A 17,587-nucleotide genomic window follows, 5' to 3' on the forward strand; every position below is an offset into this window, starting at 1 on the left:
ATTCCGTCGAGGGTCTAAGAAAGCGAGAGTTGCCATCGCCCGGACATTACTTGTGATCGTGTACCACCTATTAACCAAAAGAGAAATGTACAAAGAACAAGGGGCAAACCATTATAACCAACAAGCATTAGAAGCAAAAAAACAAAAGGCAATTAAGAGTCTTCAACGTTTAGGTTTTGTAGTCGACTTATCGCCACAGTCGGCTTAGAGAAGAATAATGAAATAAATATCAAAGTGATTCAGGGATTTTTAAAAAAGTAATAAGATCCCCTTTATTTAGTGCGGTCTTAAAGCTGTAATTATTTTCAGGGTAGCTATTTAAATAAGTGTGTTCGGATACCTGCAGTTTATGTATCTTTCTGTATTTACACATGTAAATAAAAAATGTACCATTAATCCTGAAAGTCTAAAAGGAGGAGCAGAATGAAAGCATTTCTAGAGAGAAAAGGAATTCATATATCTGTGCATGCATACTTAATTACGGCCTTAAGCTATATGGCACTTGGGTTGTTTTCATCATTAATTATCGGCCTGATTATAAAGACAGCGGGCGAACAGCTCAATCTGGGAATTATATCTGACGCATTTATCGAAATGGGAACGTTCGCTATGGACAGTAAAATTTGGGGAGGAGCTATAGGGGCTGCTATTGCCTATGGGTTGAAGGCACCTCCGCTTGTAATTTTTGCATCTTTATTCAGTGGAGCCTACGGAGCTGAGTTAGGGGGCCCGGCAGGAAGTTATATAGCTGCCCTGATAGCTACCGAATTTGGTAAGATGGTAAGCAAAGAAACAAAAATAGATATTATTCTGACACCATTTGCTACCATTACGGTCGGCTTTGTAGTTGGAGCTGTTATTGGACCGCCTATAGGCGGATTTATGACTGGTTTTGGAGAGGTTATTAATTGGGCAACGCTCCAACAGCCTTTTATCATGGGTGTTCTAGTTGCAGTACTTATGGGAATAGCATTAACTGCGCCTATCTCAAGTTTAGCTATTGCATTAATGCTTTCAATAGATGGGGTAGCAGCTGGTGCAGCTACGGTAGGTTGTGCTGCCCAGATGATCGGTTTTGCTACAATTAGCTATAGAGATAATGGATTTGGAGGTTTTATAGCTCAGGGAATTGGCACGTCTATGCTGCAAGTTGCTAATATAGTGAAGAAACCAATTATCCTTCTTCCACCTACGATTGCAGGGGCTGTACTCGCTCCGTTTGCCACCGTTTGGCTGGAACTTGAAAATAATGCTGCTGGGGCAGGAATGGGAACGAGCGGATTCGTAGGTCAAATCATGACGTTTCAAACAATGGGCTTTAATTGGCACATAGCTGGTATTATACTTGGGTTGCATATCCTTGCTCCAGCGGCTATTAGTTACGTTATTGCATTATGGTTTAGAAAAAAAGGATGGATTAAGCCAGGAGATATGACAATCGAGTATGATTAGAATTATACTTAATGAGATAATGGAGGTGAATAATATGATTAAACTTGAGTCCGATGGGCACCTTCGAACACTATTGGAAGAAGAAGATGTGATATTATTATTTTCGGCCAATTGGTGTCCCGACTGCCGAGTCATTGAACCAGTACTTCCTGAAATTGAAGATAAATTTAATGAATGGACTTTTGTATATGTAGATCGAGATCAATTTATCCACATATGTTCTGAGTATGATGTGTTCGGCATCCCTAGTTTTATCGCTTTTAGAGACGGAGAAGAGACTGGCAGGTTTGTAGGGAAACAGAGAAAGTCTCAGGAAGAAATTGAAGATTTTATACGAAATGCCTCATAGTAAACAAGCTGTGCTTTCTTTGCACAGCTTGTTTACTTTTTCAAGGAAGTAAGGATGTGTATAATAGGAAGAGGTATTCTAAAGCTGAATTATGCTAAAATAAATAAGGGAATTGATTTCTTCCATCAATTAAGGAGGAAAAAGGATGAAAATGACAAGTGTGAAAATGAAGAAAAAACTAGAAGAGCGTCTTCATCATCAAGACTGGAAGACGACTTATAATCGCGATAAAGATACGTTTCGCATTGAGTGGCGTGATAGTGGTGAAGGAATTACAATTACTTTACCTAATGTGATTGCGAAGTATGAATCTCGCGGGGAAGAAGCAATTGATGAATTGGAGGATCACGTCCAAGAGGCTTTGAGAGTTATGAATGAAACTTATGATCTGTCTGGGAAGGAACAACAAATCTTTCCTGTCATCAGAGCCGCCTCTTTTCCAACAGAAACTGAAAACGGTAAAAAACTTGTTCATTCCGAACATACAGCTGAGACTAGAATTTACTATGCATTGGACTTAGGAAAGTCCTTTCAGTTAATTGATGAAAGCATGCTGGAAAAGGAAGATTGGACATTAGCACGATTGAAGGAAGTGGCAAGTTTTAACGCTCGTTCACTGCCAGTTGAAATGAAAAAGGATACGGTGTACGGGAATGATTTTTACTTTCATTCCACTAAAGATGGGTATGATGCAAGCCGCATCTTAAATGAGGTCTTACTGGAGGAGCTTAAGGCAGAGTGTAAGGGCGAGTTAGCCATTAGTGTACCTCATCAGGATGTTATTATCTTCGCTGATATTCAGAACTCAGAAGGTTATGATATTCTGGCTCAAATGGCCATGAAGTTTTTTGCTGAGGGCACCGTGCCTATTACTTCATTGTCCTTCCTATATGAGGATAAACAATTAGAGCCTATTTTTATACTTGCTCAGAAACAACCGAAAAAAGATCGAAAGGACGATTAAGCTATGGATGTATTTTACAATGAAAAAGGTATCGGGGATGTATTGATTATTCCTATTAAAGAAGGGGACCGCCAAACATTTAAGCAGCAGGCTTATGGGGACGTGGTTAAAATCACGGATAGCAGCGATGGATCATTGCTCGGTTATAATATCTTTAATGCATCCAAGTATTTTAATCTGCCAGGTCAGGGGAAAATGACGCTCACGGAAGAAATGCTTCAGCCTATCAAAGATTTGTTTACACAGAATCAGCTGGAAGACGTACTAGATTTTGATTTAAGTCCTAAATTTGTAGTGGGGTATGTGGAAAGTATAGAACCTCATGAAAATGCGGATAAACTTAAAGTCTGCCAGGTGGATACATCTGATGAACAATTGCAGATCGTGTGTGGAGCACCTAATGTTGATCGGGGGCAGAAGGTTGTAGTAGCTAAAGTTGGAGCAACGATGCCAGGCGGTATGAAGATTAACGACGCTGAATTGCGCGGGGTACCGTCTAGTGGAATGATCTGTTCGGCTAAAGAACTAGGTTTACCAGATGCACCAAAAGAAAAAGGGATTCTTGTTCTCTCTGACGAATATGAAGTTGGGGCTCCTTTTGAAGTTTAATGACAGTATAAAAGACAAAGCAGCCCAGCTGCTTTGTTTTTTTTTACGAATTCTTAATTTTTAAAGCGATTGTAAACCAAACATTAAGCAAAAACTGTTAAAATAAAAGGGACCACAAGAGATTTACATATAGGAAAAGAGAGTGAGAAAATATGTGGAATGATTTAAAAAATAAATTTAAACAATGGTTTGATGATGAAGAAGAGACCCAAAAAGAGATAAAAGAACAACCTAAAAGGCAGGAGCGTCAGGAAATGAATGCAAAAACAAAAATGACCTATCGGTATCCTAAACAAGGTGAGTTTCGGTTCCCTGTCATTCCGGACCAGTCTTCAACTTCTCATGATAAAGCAGACTCTTCTAGAAGACCGGAGAGAGCCAGAAGGAGCCAGAGTTCAAACCGGACAGAGAAACAAGATCAGCATAAAGAAGTAGAATCCACTGATAAACAGCCGAAAAAGCAGCAGGATCAAAGTGAGAAAAAAGAACTTCCGGAAACTTCCACGGTCCCTTTCACACCAACCGATGTTCCTTCTCCTATTTATGGTTATCATAATCGTCAACTGACTGCGGGCATTGAAAAAATTGAAAACACGGTAGAAACCAAGTTTCCCGGTGATTCTTTTACAAATGATGAAGAAGCCTGGCAGGATCTGAGAAGAAGACTTAGAAGTAAAGTCACGGAGACTAAAGGCATTCAGCAAAAGCCAGAAAAAACAATTCATACATCAGCTGAAAAGCCTGACGAAGTTTCTCAGGGCGAGGATAGAAATACGGCATCCAGGGAAAGTGGCCAGTCTTCTTTCCTTCAAACTCTGTCTGCCTCAGAAGCGAATACAATAGATTCCAAAAAAAAAGAATCCGAACCTGAAGAAGCAGCTGCAACTATTGAATTAGAAAAGTTAGAAGCAGAAACCGAACTCAATTCTCAAGATGCTCCAACAGATGAGTATTCATCTGGTCTTCAATTAATAGACAATGAAGAAGCAGCCAAGAATAATGAAGCTCCCCAAATAGAAGAACAGACAGAAATAAAGCCTGAAGAAGAATCCGAAGTTACACATGATAAAGCGGTGAATCATGAGGGGAAACTTAGGTCTGAACGGAAAGAAAATTTAAATGATGGAGAGAAGAAAAAAAGTCTTCCATTCAACGTCATCATGACACCAAGAGATAAGCGAACTCGAGATCAAAAAAAACAGAGTAGGAAGGAACCAAGAGAGAATCCAAATGCGAGTATTAGTGTCCAAGCTCCCACTATAGAAGGTGAAAAGGAAAATAATCAGGAGAATACTCCGGATTCTCCTCGTAAGGAATACAACACACCTTTACATTTGCTGGAAGATACGAAGAAAACTACAGGTGAGGATGAGGATTGGACGGCACAGCAAATGGAACTGCTTGAAACCACCCTTAGACATTTTCACGTACGTGCGAAGGTAGTGAACGCTATGAAAGGCCCAACGGTAACCAGGTTCGAAGTACAGCCTGAACCAGGGGTTAAGGTTAGCAAAATAACTAATTTAGCGGATGATATCAAACTCAGCATGGCAGCTCGCGACATTCGAATTGAAGCACCTATTCCCGGAAAGCAGGCTGTAGGTATAGAGGTCCCGAACCCTAAAGCTCAAATGGTAGGACTGCAGCAGATATTTGAATCAGAGGCTTTTCATAAAGATCCTTCCCCATTGTCTGTAGGATTGGGACTTGATATCGGTGGCTCTCCAATTGTTACAAATTTAAAAAAGATGCCTCATGGATTAATTGCAGGTGCGACAGGTTCCGGGAAAAGTGTATGTATTAACACCATTCTCATTAGCCTCCTATACAAAGCCCATCATGAGGACGTGAAATTTCTACTGATTGATCCTAAGATGGTAGAACTGGCTCCTTATAATGACCTGCCGCATTTGGTTTCTCCTGTTATCACAGATGTAAAAGCGGCGACCTCTGCTTTGAAATGGGCAGTAAAAGAGATGGAAGAACGGTATGAGAAATTTGTTCAAGAGGGAGTTCGGGATGTAGAGCGGTATAATGACAAAATGATGAAGCAGAATCGCAGAGGGGAGAAGCTTCCCTACTTAGTCATTGTTATCGATGAACTTGCTGATTTGATGATGGTCTCTCCTCAGGATGTAGAAGATGCTATCTGCCGAATTGCTCAGAAAGCAAGAGCATGCGGTATTCATCTGTTATTAGCTACACAGCGGCCTTCAGTAGATGTAATTACAGGACTCATTAAAGCAAATATTCCGACACGAATTGCCTTCAGTGTTTCTTCGCAGGTGGACTCCCGAACGATTATTGATTCAGGCGGGGCAGAAAAGCTGTTAGGAAAAGGTGATATGCTGTTTGTAGAAAATGGTTCAGGTCAACCACTAAGAATTCAGGGAGCTTTCTTATCGGATGAGGAAATCGAACGTATCACCAATTACGTGAAAAAAATAGCTCCTCCTCAATATTTGTTTCATCAAGAAGAGTTAATCAAACAAATTTCAAACGAAGAAGAAACAGATGCTCTCTTTAGTGAAGCGGTTCAATTTGTAATGGAACAGAACGGAGCGAGTGCTTCACTAATTCAGCGCCGCTTTAAGGTAGGGTACAACCGTGCTGCTCGTTTAATTGACCAGATGGAAGAGTACGGAATTATTTCTGAGCAAAAAGGAAGTAAACCGAGAGATGTGCTTTTAACTCACCAGCAAGTGGAAGAAATGCTTAGTTAATCTGTAGATTTGTAGTTCATCAACGAAATACTTGTGGAAAAGTTTTTAGTTTTATATGATAATACTTGAATATAACGATACAGTTTTTACTGACCCCAATGTTTAAGGAGTATATTTATGAAGGAAATAGCACGTAAGTTAAATGGAGAAATCAGTCGTTTAACGAATAAAACATTTAAATTTGATAAGCGAGTTTCAGAGGGATGGTTTTCTGCTGTTTACTTCTTAAAAACAAGAGATATTGTAGCCGACCAGCTTCCTGAACACAAAGTAACCATGCAGTTCTTTCAAAAGGATACTGCTGTTCTATGCGGTACGGATGAAGCGATTGCTCTTATTCATACGTTTGCTGAAAACCCTGAGGAACTGGAGATCCATTCATTAAAAGATGGAGACAAAATTAGTCCCTATGAAACGGTATTAACAATCACAGGGCCTTATCAGTTGTTTGGGTTTCTGGAAGGGATTATAGATGGAATCCTTGCCAGACGTACCTCTGTGGCTACCAATGTTTATAACGTGGTAAAGGCAGCCCGTTCTTCAGGCCGTCAAAAACCGATTATTTTCATGGGTGATAGGGACGATCACTTTACTCAACAATCCGGGGACGGATATGCAGCTTTTATAGGTGGTTCTACTGCCCAGGCAACTCATGCTATGAATGAATGGTGGGGGAAAGAAGGAATGGGAACGATGCCCCATGCCTTAATTCAGATGTTCAAAGGGGATGTAGTCGCTGCTACTAAAGCCTATCAGAAACAATTCCCAAATGATCAGCTTATGGCGCTTGTTGATTATAATAATGATGTGATTACCGACTCTTTAAAAGTTGCTCGAGAGTTTGGTGATGAATTGAAAGGTGTACGGGTAGACACTTCCCAGAACCTGGTAGATAAGTATTTCCTTAGAAACCAGCATTTAATGGGTACATTTGACCCTAGAGGGGTAAATCCTGAACTCATTTTCGCATTGCGGAGGTCACTGGATAAAGAAGGATACCGTCATGTCAAAATAGTCGTGAGCGGTGGTTTTACCAAAGAAAGAATACGAGCTTTTGAAGAGAAAAAAGTTCCCGTAGATATGTATGGAGTTGGAGGAAGTCTTCTGAAGATCGGTATTGGATTCACGGGGGATAATGTCCTTATCAATGGAGAACCTGAAGCCAAAGAAGGACGCAGATATAAAGTAAATCCAAGACTTGAATACGTTCAGTTTCATAAAGAGGATGAAGGTGAATAAAGGCACATAAATATGTGTCTTTTTTTTACACATGGGATAACCAGGGAAGAAGATCCTCTTTTTCTAATCTTGTTTCCATGATAAGATAAGTAAGGTTATTAGAGACTTGCAGGTCAGGGTCTAATATAACGAATGAATAAATCGCACTTTAGTGGCTGTTACATACACTATACTTAAAGTGATCCACATTATTTTGGAGGTTCTTGTTTATGACAACTTACCATTTTGTTGGTATCAAAGGGACAGGAATGAGTTCGCTTGCCCAAATTCTGCATGATTCTGGAGAAAAAATTCAAGGATCAGACGTAGAAAAGCACTTTTTTACTCAAGAGGTTCTGGAAGAAAAAAATATTGAAATACTGCCTTTCTCAAGTAAGAACATACATGCCGGACTTACAATTATTGCGGGAAATGCTTTTAACGAAGAGCATGAAGAAATAAGAGAAGCTAAGAAACTCGGGTTACCTTTTTACTGGTATCATGAATTTTTAGGTGAGTGGCTTCAGCAGTATACTAGTATTGCCGTAACAGGTGCTCATGGAAAAACATCAACGACTGGTCTGCTCGCGCATGTTTTATCCGAAAACTACCCTACGTCTTATTTAATTGGAGACGGTACAGGCAGAGGTCATGAAAACAGCCAGTACTTTGCATTTGAAGCGTGTGAGTACCGCAGGCATTTTCTATCTTACCACCCAGATTATGCGATAATGACGAACATTGATTTTGATCATCCGGACTATTTTAAAAGCGTTGATGATGTTTTTGAAGCCTTTCAACAGATGGCAAAGCAAGTGAACAAAGGCATTATCGCCTGTGGAGATGATGATCACCTTCAGCATATTCAGGCAAATGTCCCGGTTCTCTACTATGGTTTTGCAGATACGAATGATTTCCAGGCTCAGAACATCAGAGAGAGCAGTGAAGGAACCACATTTGATGTGTTTGTCAGGAACAACTTTTATGACACATTTACTATTCCTCAATTCGGCAATCATACCGTATTAAACGCGTTGAGTGTAATTGCTATTTGTCACTATGAGGAAATGCCGGCAGACGAAATAAAAAAGATGTCCACCTTCAAAGGAGTCAAGCGGCGCTTTACTGAAAAAGAATGGGGCAATCAAATATTGGTGGACGACTATGCCCATCACCCAATTGAGATTACAGCTACGATTGATACTGCAAGAAAGAAATATGGTGAACGTCCTGTAGTAGCTATCTTTCAGCCCCATACCTTTACTAGAACCAAAACTTTCCTGCATGAATTTGCTGAAAGTCTAAAACTTGCAGATTATATATATCTGTGTGATATTTTTGGTTCAGCAAGAGAGGATCAAGGAAAGTTGACGATAGAAAATTTACAGGAGTTAATTCCTGATTCCCATGTATTAACGCTTGAGGACACTGCCCAGTTGCAGAACTTTAAGGATGGGGTCTTATTATTTATGGGCGCTGGTGATATTCAGAAGTTTCAAAATGCCTATGAAAATATTAAGTAGTAAAAAAGACGTGCGGCTTCTCTAAAATGAAACTGCACGTTTCTTTTTACTCATTTTCCAGAAATTCTTAATAAAATATACTTTTAAAGAGGGAACTTCCACTTATTTATCGAATATAACTATTTAATGTGGATATCACGTTTTAATTTCTTTGAACTTGGGGAATAATTAAGAACGTGACAATTACATAGTCGAAGGAGTTGCAGGGGGCATGATAATCATTCTCTACATTGCTGCATTAATAGCAGCAGTGGCTTTTGCTGTTCTAGTCATTTTTCTGGCAAGAACACTAACAGCTGTACGTCGAACCATGAACAATGTTGCTGATACACTTGAAGGTGTAGAGAAGCAAATGGAGGGAATTACCCTTGAGACGACAGCCCTCTTGAACAAGACGAATAAATTAGCTGAAGATGTCGGGGAAAAATCTGAAAAACTAAACACATTAGTTGACGGAGTTAAAGGCATCGGAGATACTGTTCAAGAGTTTAATCAATCCATAAGATCCATATCAATGGGATTGACCAAGTCCGCCCAGGATCATACAGAGAGTGCTGCTCAAGCTATGAAATGGGGACAAGTGGCGATCAATTTATGGAAAAAAGCTAAAAAAGAAGAAAAATACTAAGGAGGAGATTTTTAATGAGTTACAATCAGCAAAATCATAACGATAATGGGGCAGGAAGAGATTTTGTACTAGGTTCACTAATCGGAGGTATTGTAGGCGCAGTAGTCGCTTTGCTATTTGCTCCAAAATCAGGACGTGAATTGCGTGATAACATTAACGAAAGCTCTACAGGCATAAGAGAGCGAGCCGGTGAATGGAAAGATGTTGCTTATGAAAAAGGCGGAGCATGGAAGGATCGTGCTGTAGAAACATCTTCTCAATTTTCTAAAAATGTTTCTGAGAAATCACAGGATTTAAGTGGAAAAATGAAGGATAAAGTGAAAAATATTCGCAGTAATGAAGACGATGAAGCAGAAAAAGCAGCTCAAGAAGTCGCTGAGGCTATTGAAGAAGCAGCTCAAGAGCTTGAAAAGCAGCAAGATTCTACAACGTCTTCAAATGTATAATACAATTGAAATGGTGGAGGCCTTTGTGTCTCCGCCATTTTTATCTGATAGGGGGATAACTAATGAGTATACAATTGCTAAAGACAAAAGAAGAATTTGCAAAGGTACTAAATAATGAACCCATATTCTTTCTTTTAAAGCACAGTTTAACTTGTCCAATTTCAGCAACAGCTGAGAGTGAATATGAGCAGTATAGTCAGCATTCGAAAATTCCCTGTTATGAACTTTTTGTGCAGGATGCCAGGGAACTTTCTAACCAGGTTGCAAGTGACTTTGAAGTGCGTCATCAGTCTCCACAAGCCATTTTGTTTAAAGACCAGCAGGTGGCGTGGCATGACAGTCATGGTAAACTAACCAAAGAGCGTCTAAAACATGCAGCAGTAGAAGAATAAGGAAACGCGCAGGGAGATCCTGCGCGTTTCCTTATTAGTAAATGCCTTGAAATACAAGCTTTTAAAGTCAATATACATCCAGTAATTATGTACTTGAAATTTCATCACAAGATATTAGATTGATTTTTTCTTTTATTTCTCACAAAAGAATTCCTTCTCTAAGGGTGACAATAAATGAAATATTAGCTATAATTGTCCCTAATTATCAATAGGATGAGTTATCATAATTTTACTACTAATTATTTCTAGGGGGACACACACATGAGTAACCAACAACTTGACCAATTACGCAGCCAATTAGACGAGGTAAATTTAGAGCTTCTGAATTTAATCAATAAACGCGGTGATTTAGTAAAGGAAATTGGTCAGATTAAAGAGCAGCAAGGAACGAATCGGTTTGATCCGGTACGTGAAAGAACCATGCTTGACCATATATCAAGTCATAACGATGGGCCTTTCGAGGACTCCACAGTTGTTCATTTATTTAAAGAGATTTTCAAAGCCGGACTAGAATTACAAGAGGATGACCATAGAAAAGCTCTTCTTGTTTCCAGAAAGAAAAAGCCTGAAGATACAATCGTAGAAATCAACGGAGAAAAAATCGGCGATGGAAATACGCACTTCATTATGGGGCCTTGTGCGGTAGAAAGTTACGAACAGGTTTCCACCGTAGCGGAAGCCGTTAAAGGTGAAGGATTAAAGCTGCTACGCGGAGGTGCATTTAAACCGAGAACATCCCCTTATGATTTTCAGGGGCTGGGGATCGAAGGTTTGAAAATGCTGAAGCAGGCAGGCGAAGAAAATGGTTTAGCTGTAGTAAGTGAAATCGTAAATCCGGCGGATCTTGAAGAAGCACTGGATTACCTGGATGTTATTCAAATCGGAGCCCGCAATATGCAGAACTTTGAACTCCTCAAAGCAGCTGGTTCAGTAAATAAACCTGTCTTATTAAAACGCGGAATGTCGGCCACTATATCTGAATTCATTAATGCGGCTGAGTACATTATCTCCCGCGGGAATAAAAATATCATCTTGTGCGAGCGTGGTATCCGCACCTATGAAAAAGCAACAAGAAACACATTGGATATCTCATCTGTACCAATTTTGAAACAGGAAACTCACTTGCCGGTGATGGTAGATGTAACTCACTCTACTGGCCGACGTGATCTCTTGCTTCCAGCAGCTAAAGCGGCTATGGCAATTGGAGCTGACGGAGTAATGGCTGAAGTACACCCTGATCCAGCGGTTGCCCTTTCTGATTCTGCCCAGCAAATGGATATTCCAACGTTCCAATCATTTATGAGAGAGTTAACAAAATAACAATTTAGGACAAGCTAGACTGTTACTCAGTCTAGCTTGTTTTTTTGATATGCTCACTTAGTCACAGAAGGACAGAGAAGCTGACTCATCGTCTTTTAATTGATATTCAGACCTATATCTATATATGTGTGTAAAGGGGCTTAGAAAGGATTAATATAACTGTGGAAGAATCTGTTTTGTTCTGAATAGGGAATCCGTTATAATAAAATGGGCAATCTTATATAAGAAGAAAGAGGCAGACATTGCGCGAGGACGCTATCTATCGTATGATTATTTTATTATAAATTTGCAGCAAGGGACTAACTAAGGAGGATGTATGATGAATGTAACAATATATGATGTAGCAAGAGAGGCCAACGTATCGATGGCTACCGTTTCACGAGTAGTGAATGGAAACCCGAACGTAAAGCCTGCCACAAGAAAAAAAGTACACGATGCCATTGAGCGGTTAGGGTATCGTCCAAATGCAGTGGCAAGAGGTTTAGCCAGTAAGAAAACTACGACGGTCGGGGTGATCATTCCCGACATATCAAGTATATTTTTTGCTGAGCTTGCCCGCGGCATCGAAGATATTGCCACGATGTATAATTACAACATTATCTTAAGTAATTCTGATCAGAATAAGGAAAAAGAGCTGCACTTGATTAATGCTATGCTAGGTAAGCAGGTAGATGGATTAGTGTTTATGGGTGGAAAAATCACAGAAGACCATATCCAAGAATTTAAAACCTCTTCTGTACCTATTGCTTTGGCAGCGACTGTAGATGAGTCAGGGGAGACTCCCGCTGTAAATATCAATTATCAGCAAGCTGCTTATGAAGCCACAGAGTTATTACTATCCCACGGGAACGAGGGAGTAGCTTTCGTGTCGGGACCTGAAGATACTATTATTAATGTGCAGAAACTAGAAGGTTATAAAAATGCTATGAAGGCTAATGGTTACGAATCACCTGAAGATTATATTGTACCTGGTGACTATTCATACGATTCAGGTATTGAGGCTTTAGAACAGCTTCTTGAATTCGATAAGAAACCAACGGCTGTTTTTGTCTCTTCAGACGAAATGGCTCTTGGGGTCATCCATGGGGCACAGGACCGAGGTATAAGAGTTCCTGAGGATCTAGAAGTATTTGGATTCGATAACACACGCCTCGCAACAATGGTACGTCCAACACTATCAACTGTAGTGCAGCCGATGTACGATATAGGAGCCGTAGCTATGCGCCTTCTTACTAAGTTCATGAATAAAGAAGAAGTAGAAGAGCAGAATGTGATTTTACCTCACCGAATTATTGAAAGAAACTCAACTCAGCAGAAATAGTACCGATATAGTAGATAGACTGTATTTGTACGAAACTGAGGAGAGAGCATTATGACTAAAAAAGACTTGTTGACACCCATTGGCATTACGATTGGGTTCATCATGGTTATTTTCGGCATTGCATCTAACGCCGGGTTTGGAGGCATGACTTCATTTATACAGGCCTCCTCCATCGTTATTGTGCTGGGTGGTCTAGTCGCTGCTTTATTAGTAAATTTCAATGTAAGTGAAGTGAAATTAACTTTTCGCGTAACCAAAGAAGCTTTTAAGCAGACGGATATGAATCTAAGGCAGTTGATCAATCTGTTTGTCGGATTATCAGAACGAGCCCGGCGTGAGGGTTTGCTTGCTCTTGAAGCCCAGCTTGAAGAAGTTGAAGATCCTTTTATCAAGAAAGGGATTTTACTCGCTGTGGATGGGATTGAACCTGAAGTAATTAATGATATTATGAACGCTGAAATTATTGCAGTAGAAGAGCGTCATCAGCGCGGAAGAGCGATCATAGAAAAAGCTGGGGAGTATGCGCCAGCTTGGGGTATGATTGGGACGTTAATAGGTCTTGTGCTGATGCTCCAAAGTCTATCTACGCCCGAAACGCTTGGACCCAAAATGGCGGTAGCACTATTAACTACTTTCTACGGAACGCTTTTAGCCAACCTCGTCTTCATCCCGATGGCAGGTAAACTTGAGAATAAAACAGAACAGGAAATATTCATGAAACAAGTCATTATTGAAGGGGTCATAGGTGTGCAATCAGGTCAGAATCCTAAGATTCTTGAAGAAAAACTCAGTGCATTTCTATCTGAAGAGGATAAAGCCATCGTTGAACAAGACGAAAAGGATGAATCTTTAGGAGAAACGGCCAATGAAGCTTAGGAGAACAAAGAAACCTGATAATAAAGGGGCTCCAAAATGGATGACCACTTATGCAGATATGATTACCTTAATTCTCGTTTTTTTTATTTTGTTGTTTTCAATGTCTCAGATTAATTTAGTTAAGTTTGACGCACTATCAGAATCTTTTCGTAATCGCATGATCTTTGATTTCTACCCTTCTCCTGTCGAAAGTCAGTTTCCTACGGAGCAAACCAAGGTTCAGGATAATGGGGAAAAAAATAATGAATTTCAAGAACCTACGGAAACTCCGGATCAGGTAGCTGAAAAAGATGAAGCGGAAAAGGAAGAAAAAAATAAAGATTTAGAAGAACTAAAAAAAGAAGTGGACCAATATTTAGAAGAAAACGAACTCAATGATATTATTTCGGCCAGCCAAACTAAACGAGGAATTGTACTCGTTTTGGAAGAGCAGCTTATTTTCGAAACAAGTGAGGCTCAAATTTTAGACGGGGCTAAGCCCTTTTTAAAAAAAGTGGGTACACTCCTTAAGAACATTCCTAATTTCGTGAAGGTGGAAGGCCATACGGATAATCGTCAGATATCTACATATCGGTATCCTTCTAACTGGGAATTGTCAGGAGCACGTTCGAGCAGTGTAATTCGTTATTTGTTAAAAAACACTGATGATTTGGACTCTGAGCGATTTACAGCTGTGGCTTATGGTGATACGCGGCCTGTAGCTCCAAATGATTCAAAAGAAAATTGGCGTAAGAACCGAAGAGTTGAAATTGTTATTTTAGATCCTGATTATGAAAGTTAATAATTTGTAAAAGCCACTACTGCTAAGTAGTGGCTTTTTTGTCATAGTGAATTATATTTTTTTTGGTTGGTAATCAACTGCAAGGATTTCTCCAGAAGTTTTTCGTTTTTTTCAGTGATTTCTTTTTTTCGAGGAATAGGGTTATAGGCGTCTTCCGGGTCATGCCAGTTTTCCGGCAAAGGCACTGGAGACTCTTTTTCCCATTTTTTAAGCCAGTCTTTTGGGAGAGGACCTTGGAAAGGGGTGCCATCTGACATAACCTTCCAAATCTGCGCCCATGCTCTGGGAACTACGCGCCAGATATCATACCCGCCTCCTCCTAAAGCGATCCATTTTCCACCACAATACTGATGAGCTAATTCATGTGCCAGGGCAGGAATTCTTTCATAGATTTTCATAGTTGAGCATAAGTGAGTAAGCGGGTCCAAGAAATGCGCGTCCGCTCCGTTTTGTGTAACTATCACATCAGGTTTAAAGTAATGCACAATTTCTTTCAGAGCGGTTTCGTAGACTTGAAGGAAAGATTCATCTTCTGTGAATGCGTCTATAGGTAAATTGAAAGAATAGCCATATCCTTCTTTAAGTCCTCTTTCATTAACGTTTCCGGTTCCGGGAAATAAATAGCGTCCCGTTTCATGTATAGAGAAAGTACATACATTGGGGTCATCATAAAAGGCCCATTGTACACCGTCGCCGTGATGGGCGTCCGTATCAACGTATAGAACTTTACAATTGTATTTTTTGCGCAGATATTTTATTCCAACCGCCCCGTCATTATAAATACAAAAACCAGATGCCTTTCTTTCAAATCCGTGGTGAAGACCGCCACCTAAATTCAAAGCGTGCTTAACCTGGTTTTCCATAACGGCTTCTATAGCGGATAACGTACTTCCAACCAATAAAGAAGATGCTTCGTGCATCCCTTTAAACATAGGTGTGTCTTCAGTTCCAATTCCGAATTCCATACCGTCTTCTTCCGATAACAAGCCTTCTCCGGCCTGTTTTACAGCTTGAATATAAGTTCGACTGTGAGCAAGGGAAAGTTCTTCTTCTGTAGCGTGTCTGGGTGTAATAAAGTGATCCTGTCTTAAAGCTGAAGAAGCTTCCAATAATTCTTTTGTAAGTACAACTCTCATTTGGTTGAAGGGGTGATCGTCCCTAAATCGGTAACTCGTAAAATCATCGGTGAATACAAAACCAGAGTGGCAGCTCATAGAGTCAACCCTGGGCTCTTTGGCCATAAGACTTCATAACCTTCTGTCTTAAGGTCTTCAATAGTAGGTAACGGGTTCATTGTCTGAATACGTACCACAATTACTTTATATTTAGGGTCGGGTTTGTAAGGGTAAATTAAGACAGAACTGATATTTACCTTTCTTTGGCCAAATACTTGCATAACCTGAGGCAGTATTCCAGGTTTATTGATCACTTTAACTTCAATCTGAGAGCTTTGTACATGGGTGCCTGTTAATTGGATAAGCGTATAGAGCATATCTTTTTCCGTGATAATCCCTACTAATAAATCGTCTCTTGTTACAGGTACACAAGCAATTTCCTGTTCATAAAAAATAGAAGCTACCTCTTCTACGAAATCTAATGGGTGGACTGTAGTTACTGGGAAAGTCATAATTGTTCGAATAGGATTTTGAAGTTCATCAGGGGTTGCGTCTTCCTCGAATATGGATGGGCTAGCATCTCTGACATCCCGATCAGATACGATGCCGATGACTACATTATTCTCATCCACTATAGGTAAATGCCGGATATGGTTTTCGTGCAGTAATTTGAGAGCGGTTTCAATAGTTTCCTCAGGAGAGAGTGTAATGACCTCGGTTTTCATAATTTCTTCCACTAGCATAACGGTTACCTCCTTGATTGACGATATTGATGTCGAGTAAGAAAACGGAGAATATCAAATTGTTCCACTGATTCTTCAGGAACATTTTTCCCAATGCGCACCATTAAACAGTTGGCAGGGTGGGAAATAATCTCTGGGTCATCAGTTGGGGAAGGAGTGAGCCCACCCGAAGCCATCATTTTTTCCATAACACGGCGATAATCCCAAATATTCAAACCTGTACCTTTCAGATCCCAATGCCAATAATATTCAGTAGAGATGGTAATGTAATTCTCCATGAATTCGTCCATCATCGAGATTTTTAAGAGACGGGACCCTATCCGATAGCCTCGGAATTGAGGGATAACCTCAATGGCTCCAAGTTCGATTAAATCCTCCATCTGTCCTTCTGACCAGCGTTCTAATGGATCGGGATGGAGAAAAGTTACATATCCAACTATATTTTCGTTATGGCGTGCAATGATAATTCTTCCTTCTTCAAAGTCAGCTATGCTTTTAATAGCTTCAAATTGTTTTTCATAGGGGCGAAAGGCAATTAACCCCTTATCAAATGTGAATTGACTTAACTCCTGAGAAGATAGAGGACCTTCAATTACAACAGGTCCGTACTCAGAATCAAACGTTTCATTATAATAAGTTTTTTCATGCTTCATTCAGTCACCACCTGACGGAGAATAGTAGAAAAATATGGCTATTTTTTATTATACATGATATCTGTAAATTTTAAATTGTTAAAAAAGAAATTCATTGAATAGTAAATAGAAGGTGTCAAGGCAACAAATATGGGAGATGGATTGCTTGCAAAGGGGGTTACCATAAGGTTTCTTCTCCAAATTAAAACCACCGGTCTTTAAAGACCGGTGGTGTAAGATCATGTTTCGAAAATATTCTTTTTAAGTCTTCTCCATACCTATGGACTAGTGGTATTTTCTTCACTATCTTCAGTCTCGGAGCTCTCCGATTCTTCATCTGAACTTTGGTTTGCAGAAGTATCAGAGCTTTCCGCGGAATTAGTGCTTGTACTATTCTCGCCGTCTGAACTAGACGGTTCACTATCAGTTGAGTTATCTTCAGTACCTGAAGCCTGACTGTCGGTAGAACCATCTTCCTCTGAACCAGAGCTGTCG

17 protein-coding genes and 2 pseudogenes are annotated in these 17,587 nt (G+C 40.0%); 15 read left to right on the forward strand and 4 right to left on the reverse strand.

From position 1 onward, the window contains the following. The 15 genes and pseudogenes from BMZ06_RS20850 to motS all read left to right on the forward strand — a co-directional run. A pseudogene (locus BMZ06_RS20850) lies at positions 1-208 on the forward strand (IS110 family transposase); the annotation flags it as partial. A gap of 215 nt (positions 209-423) precedes the next feature. After that, entirely contained in the window at positions 424-1,452 is a 1,029-nt protein-coding gene (locus tag BMZ06_RS17785; RefSeq protein ID WP_089754148.1) for a PTS sugar transporter subunit IIC, read from the forward strand. A 34-nt stretch (positions 1,453-1,486) separates the two neighbouring features. Next, on the forward strand, positions 1,487-1,801 hold the full coding sequence (locus BMZ06_RS17790; RefSeq protein WP_089754150.1) for a thioredoxin family protein: 315 nt from the start codon (positions 1,487-1,489) through the stop codon (positions 1,799-1,801). A 145-nt stretch (positions 1,802-1,946) separates the two neighbouring features. Continuing rightward, the gene (locus BMZ06_RS17795; protein WP_089754152.1) at positions 1,947-2,765 is read left to right on the forward strand and encodes a DUF1444 domain-containing protein; all 819 of its coding nucleotides are present in this window, start codon (positions 1,947-1,949) and stop codon (positions 2,763-2,765) included. Between the two features lie 3 nt (positions 2,766-2,768). Beyond that, on the forward strand, positions 2,769-3,374 hold the full coding sequence (ytpR, locus tag BMZ06_RS17800; RefSeq protein WP_089754154.1) for a YtpR family tRNA-binding protein: 606 nt from the start codon (positions 2,769-2,771) through the stop codon (positions 3,372-3,374). Between the two features lie 152 nt (positions 3,375-3,526). Beyond that, positions 3,527-6,097, forward strand: coding sequence for a DNA translocase FtsK (locus BMZ06_RS17805; RefSeq protein ID WP_089754156.1), 2,571 nt, complete (start codon positions 3,527-3,529; stop codon positions 6,095-6,097). 117 nt (positions 6,098-6,214) lie between these two features. After that, complete coding sequence (locus BMZ06_RS17810) at positions 6,215-7,336, forward strand: nicotinate phosphoribosyltransferase (protein WP_089754158.1); 1,122 nt, start codon at positions 6,215-6,217, stop codon at positions 7,334-7,336. 209 nt (positions 7,337-7,545) lie between these two features. Then, on the forward strand, positions 7,546-8,838 hold the full coding sequence (murC, locus tag BMZ06_RS17815) for a UDP-N-acetylmuramate--L-alanine ligase (protein WP_089754159.1): 1,293 nt from the start codon (positions 7,546-7,548) through the stop codon (positions 8,836-8,838). Between the two features lie 211 nt (positions 8,839-9,049). Continuing rightward, positions 9,050-9,466 (forward strand): DUF948 domain-containing protein, encoded by a 417-nt coding sequence (locus BMZ06_RS17820; protein WP_089754161.1) that lies wholly within the window; start codon positions 9,050-9,052, stop codon positions 9,464-9,466. 14 nt (positions 9,467-9,480) lie between these two features. Beyond that, complete coding sequence (locus BMZ06_RS17825) at positions 9,481-9,912, forward strand: YtxH domain-containing protein (RefSeq protein ID WP_089754163.1); 432 nt, start codon at positions 9,481-9,483, stop codon at positions 9,910-9,912. 62 nt (positions 9,913-9,974) lie between these two features. Then, positions 9,975-10,304 (forward strand): bacillithiol system redox-active protein YtxJ, encoded by a 330-nt coding sequence (gene ytxJ, locus BMZ06_RS17830; protein ID WP_089754165.1) that lies wholly within the window; start codon positions 9,975-9,977, stop codon positions 10,302-10,304. Positions 10,305-10,565: 261 nt separating this feature from the next. After that, on the forward strand, positions 10,566-11,624 hold the full coding sequence (locus tag BMZ06_RS17835; RefSeq protein WP_089754167.1) for a bifunctional 3-deoxy-7-phosphoheptulonate synthase/chorismate mutase: 1,059 nt from the start codon (positions 10,566-10,568) through the stop codon (positions 11,622-11,624). A gap of 319 nt (positions 11,625-11,943) precedes the next feature. Further along, positions 11,944-12,945, forward strand: a complete 1,002-nt coding sequence (gene ccpA, locus BMZ06_RS17840) for a catabolite control protein A (RefSeq protein WP_089754169.1) — start codon at positions 11,944-11,946, stop codon at positions 12,943-12,945. Positions 12,946-12,996: 51 nt separating this feature from the next. Further along, on the forward strand, positions 12,997-13,821 hold the full coding sequence (gene motP / locus BMZ06_RS17845; RefSeq protein WP_089754171.1) for a flagellar motor protein MotP: 825 nt from the start codon (positions 12,997-12,999) through the stop codon (positions 13,819-13,821). After that, a complete protein-coding gene (motS, locus tag BMZ06_RS17850) occupies positions 13,811-14,602 on the forward strand; it encodes a flagellar motor protein MotS (RefSeq protein ID WP_089754173.1) in 792 nt (263 codons plus the stop codon). The genes motP and motS overlap by 11 nt, the downstream gene beginning before the upstream one ends. A 41-nt stretch (positions 14,603-14,643) precedes the next feature. On the opposite strand, the gene BMZ06_RS17855 is transcribed toward motS, so the two are convergent. From BMZ06_RS17855 to BMZ06_RS20855, 4 genes and pseudogenes are all read right to left on the reverse strand, one after another. Further along, positions 14,644-15,816, reverse strand: a complete 1,173-nt coding sequence (locus tag BMZ06_RS17855; protein ID WP_089754175.1) for an acetoin utilization protein AcuC — start codon at positions 15,814-15,816, stop codon at positions 14,644-14,646. Then, positions 15,813-16,460 carry an acetoin utilization AcuB family protein gene (locus BMZ06_RS17860; RefSeq protein ID WP_089754177.1) on the reverse strand — a complete coding sequence of 216 codons (648 nt, stop codon included), beginning with the start codon at positions 16,458-16,460 and terminating at the stop codon, positions 15,813-15,815. The genes BMZ06_RS17855 and BMZ06_RS17860 overlap by 4 nt, the downstream gene beginning before the upstream one ends. Positions 16,461-16,465: 5 nt before the next feature. Continuing rightward, positions 16,466-17,113, reverse strand: coding sequence for a GNAT family N-acetyltransferase (locus tag BMZ06_RS17865; protein WP_089754179.1), 648 nt, complete (start codon positions 17,111-17,113; stop codon positions 16,466-16,468). Positions 17,114-17,370: 257 nt separating this feature from the next. Further along, positions 17,371-17,587, reverse strand: a pseudogene (locus tag BMZ06_RS20855) (hypothetical protein); the annotation flags it as partial.

Origin of the sequence: Halobacillus alkaliphilus (genome assembly GCF_900113125.1) — a bacterium.
Lineage (GTDB): Bacteria > Bacillota > Bacilli > Bacillales > Halobacillaceae > Halobacillus > Halobacillus alkaliphilus.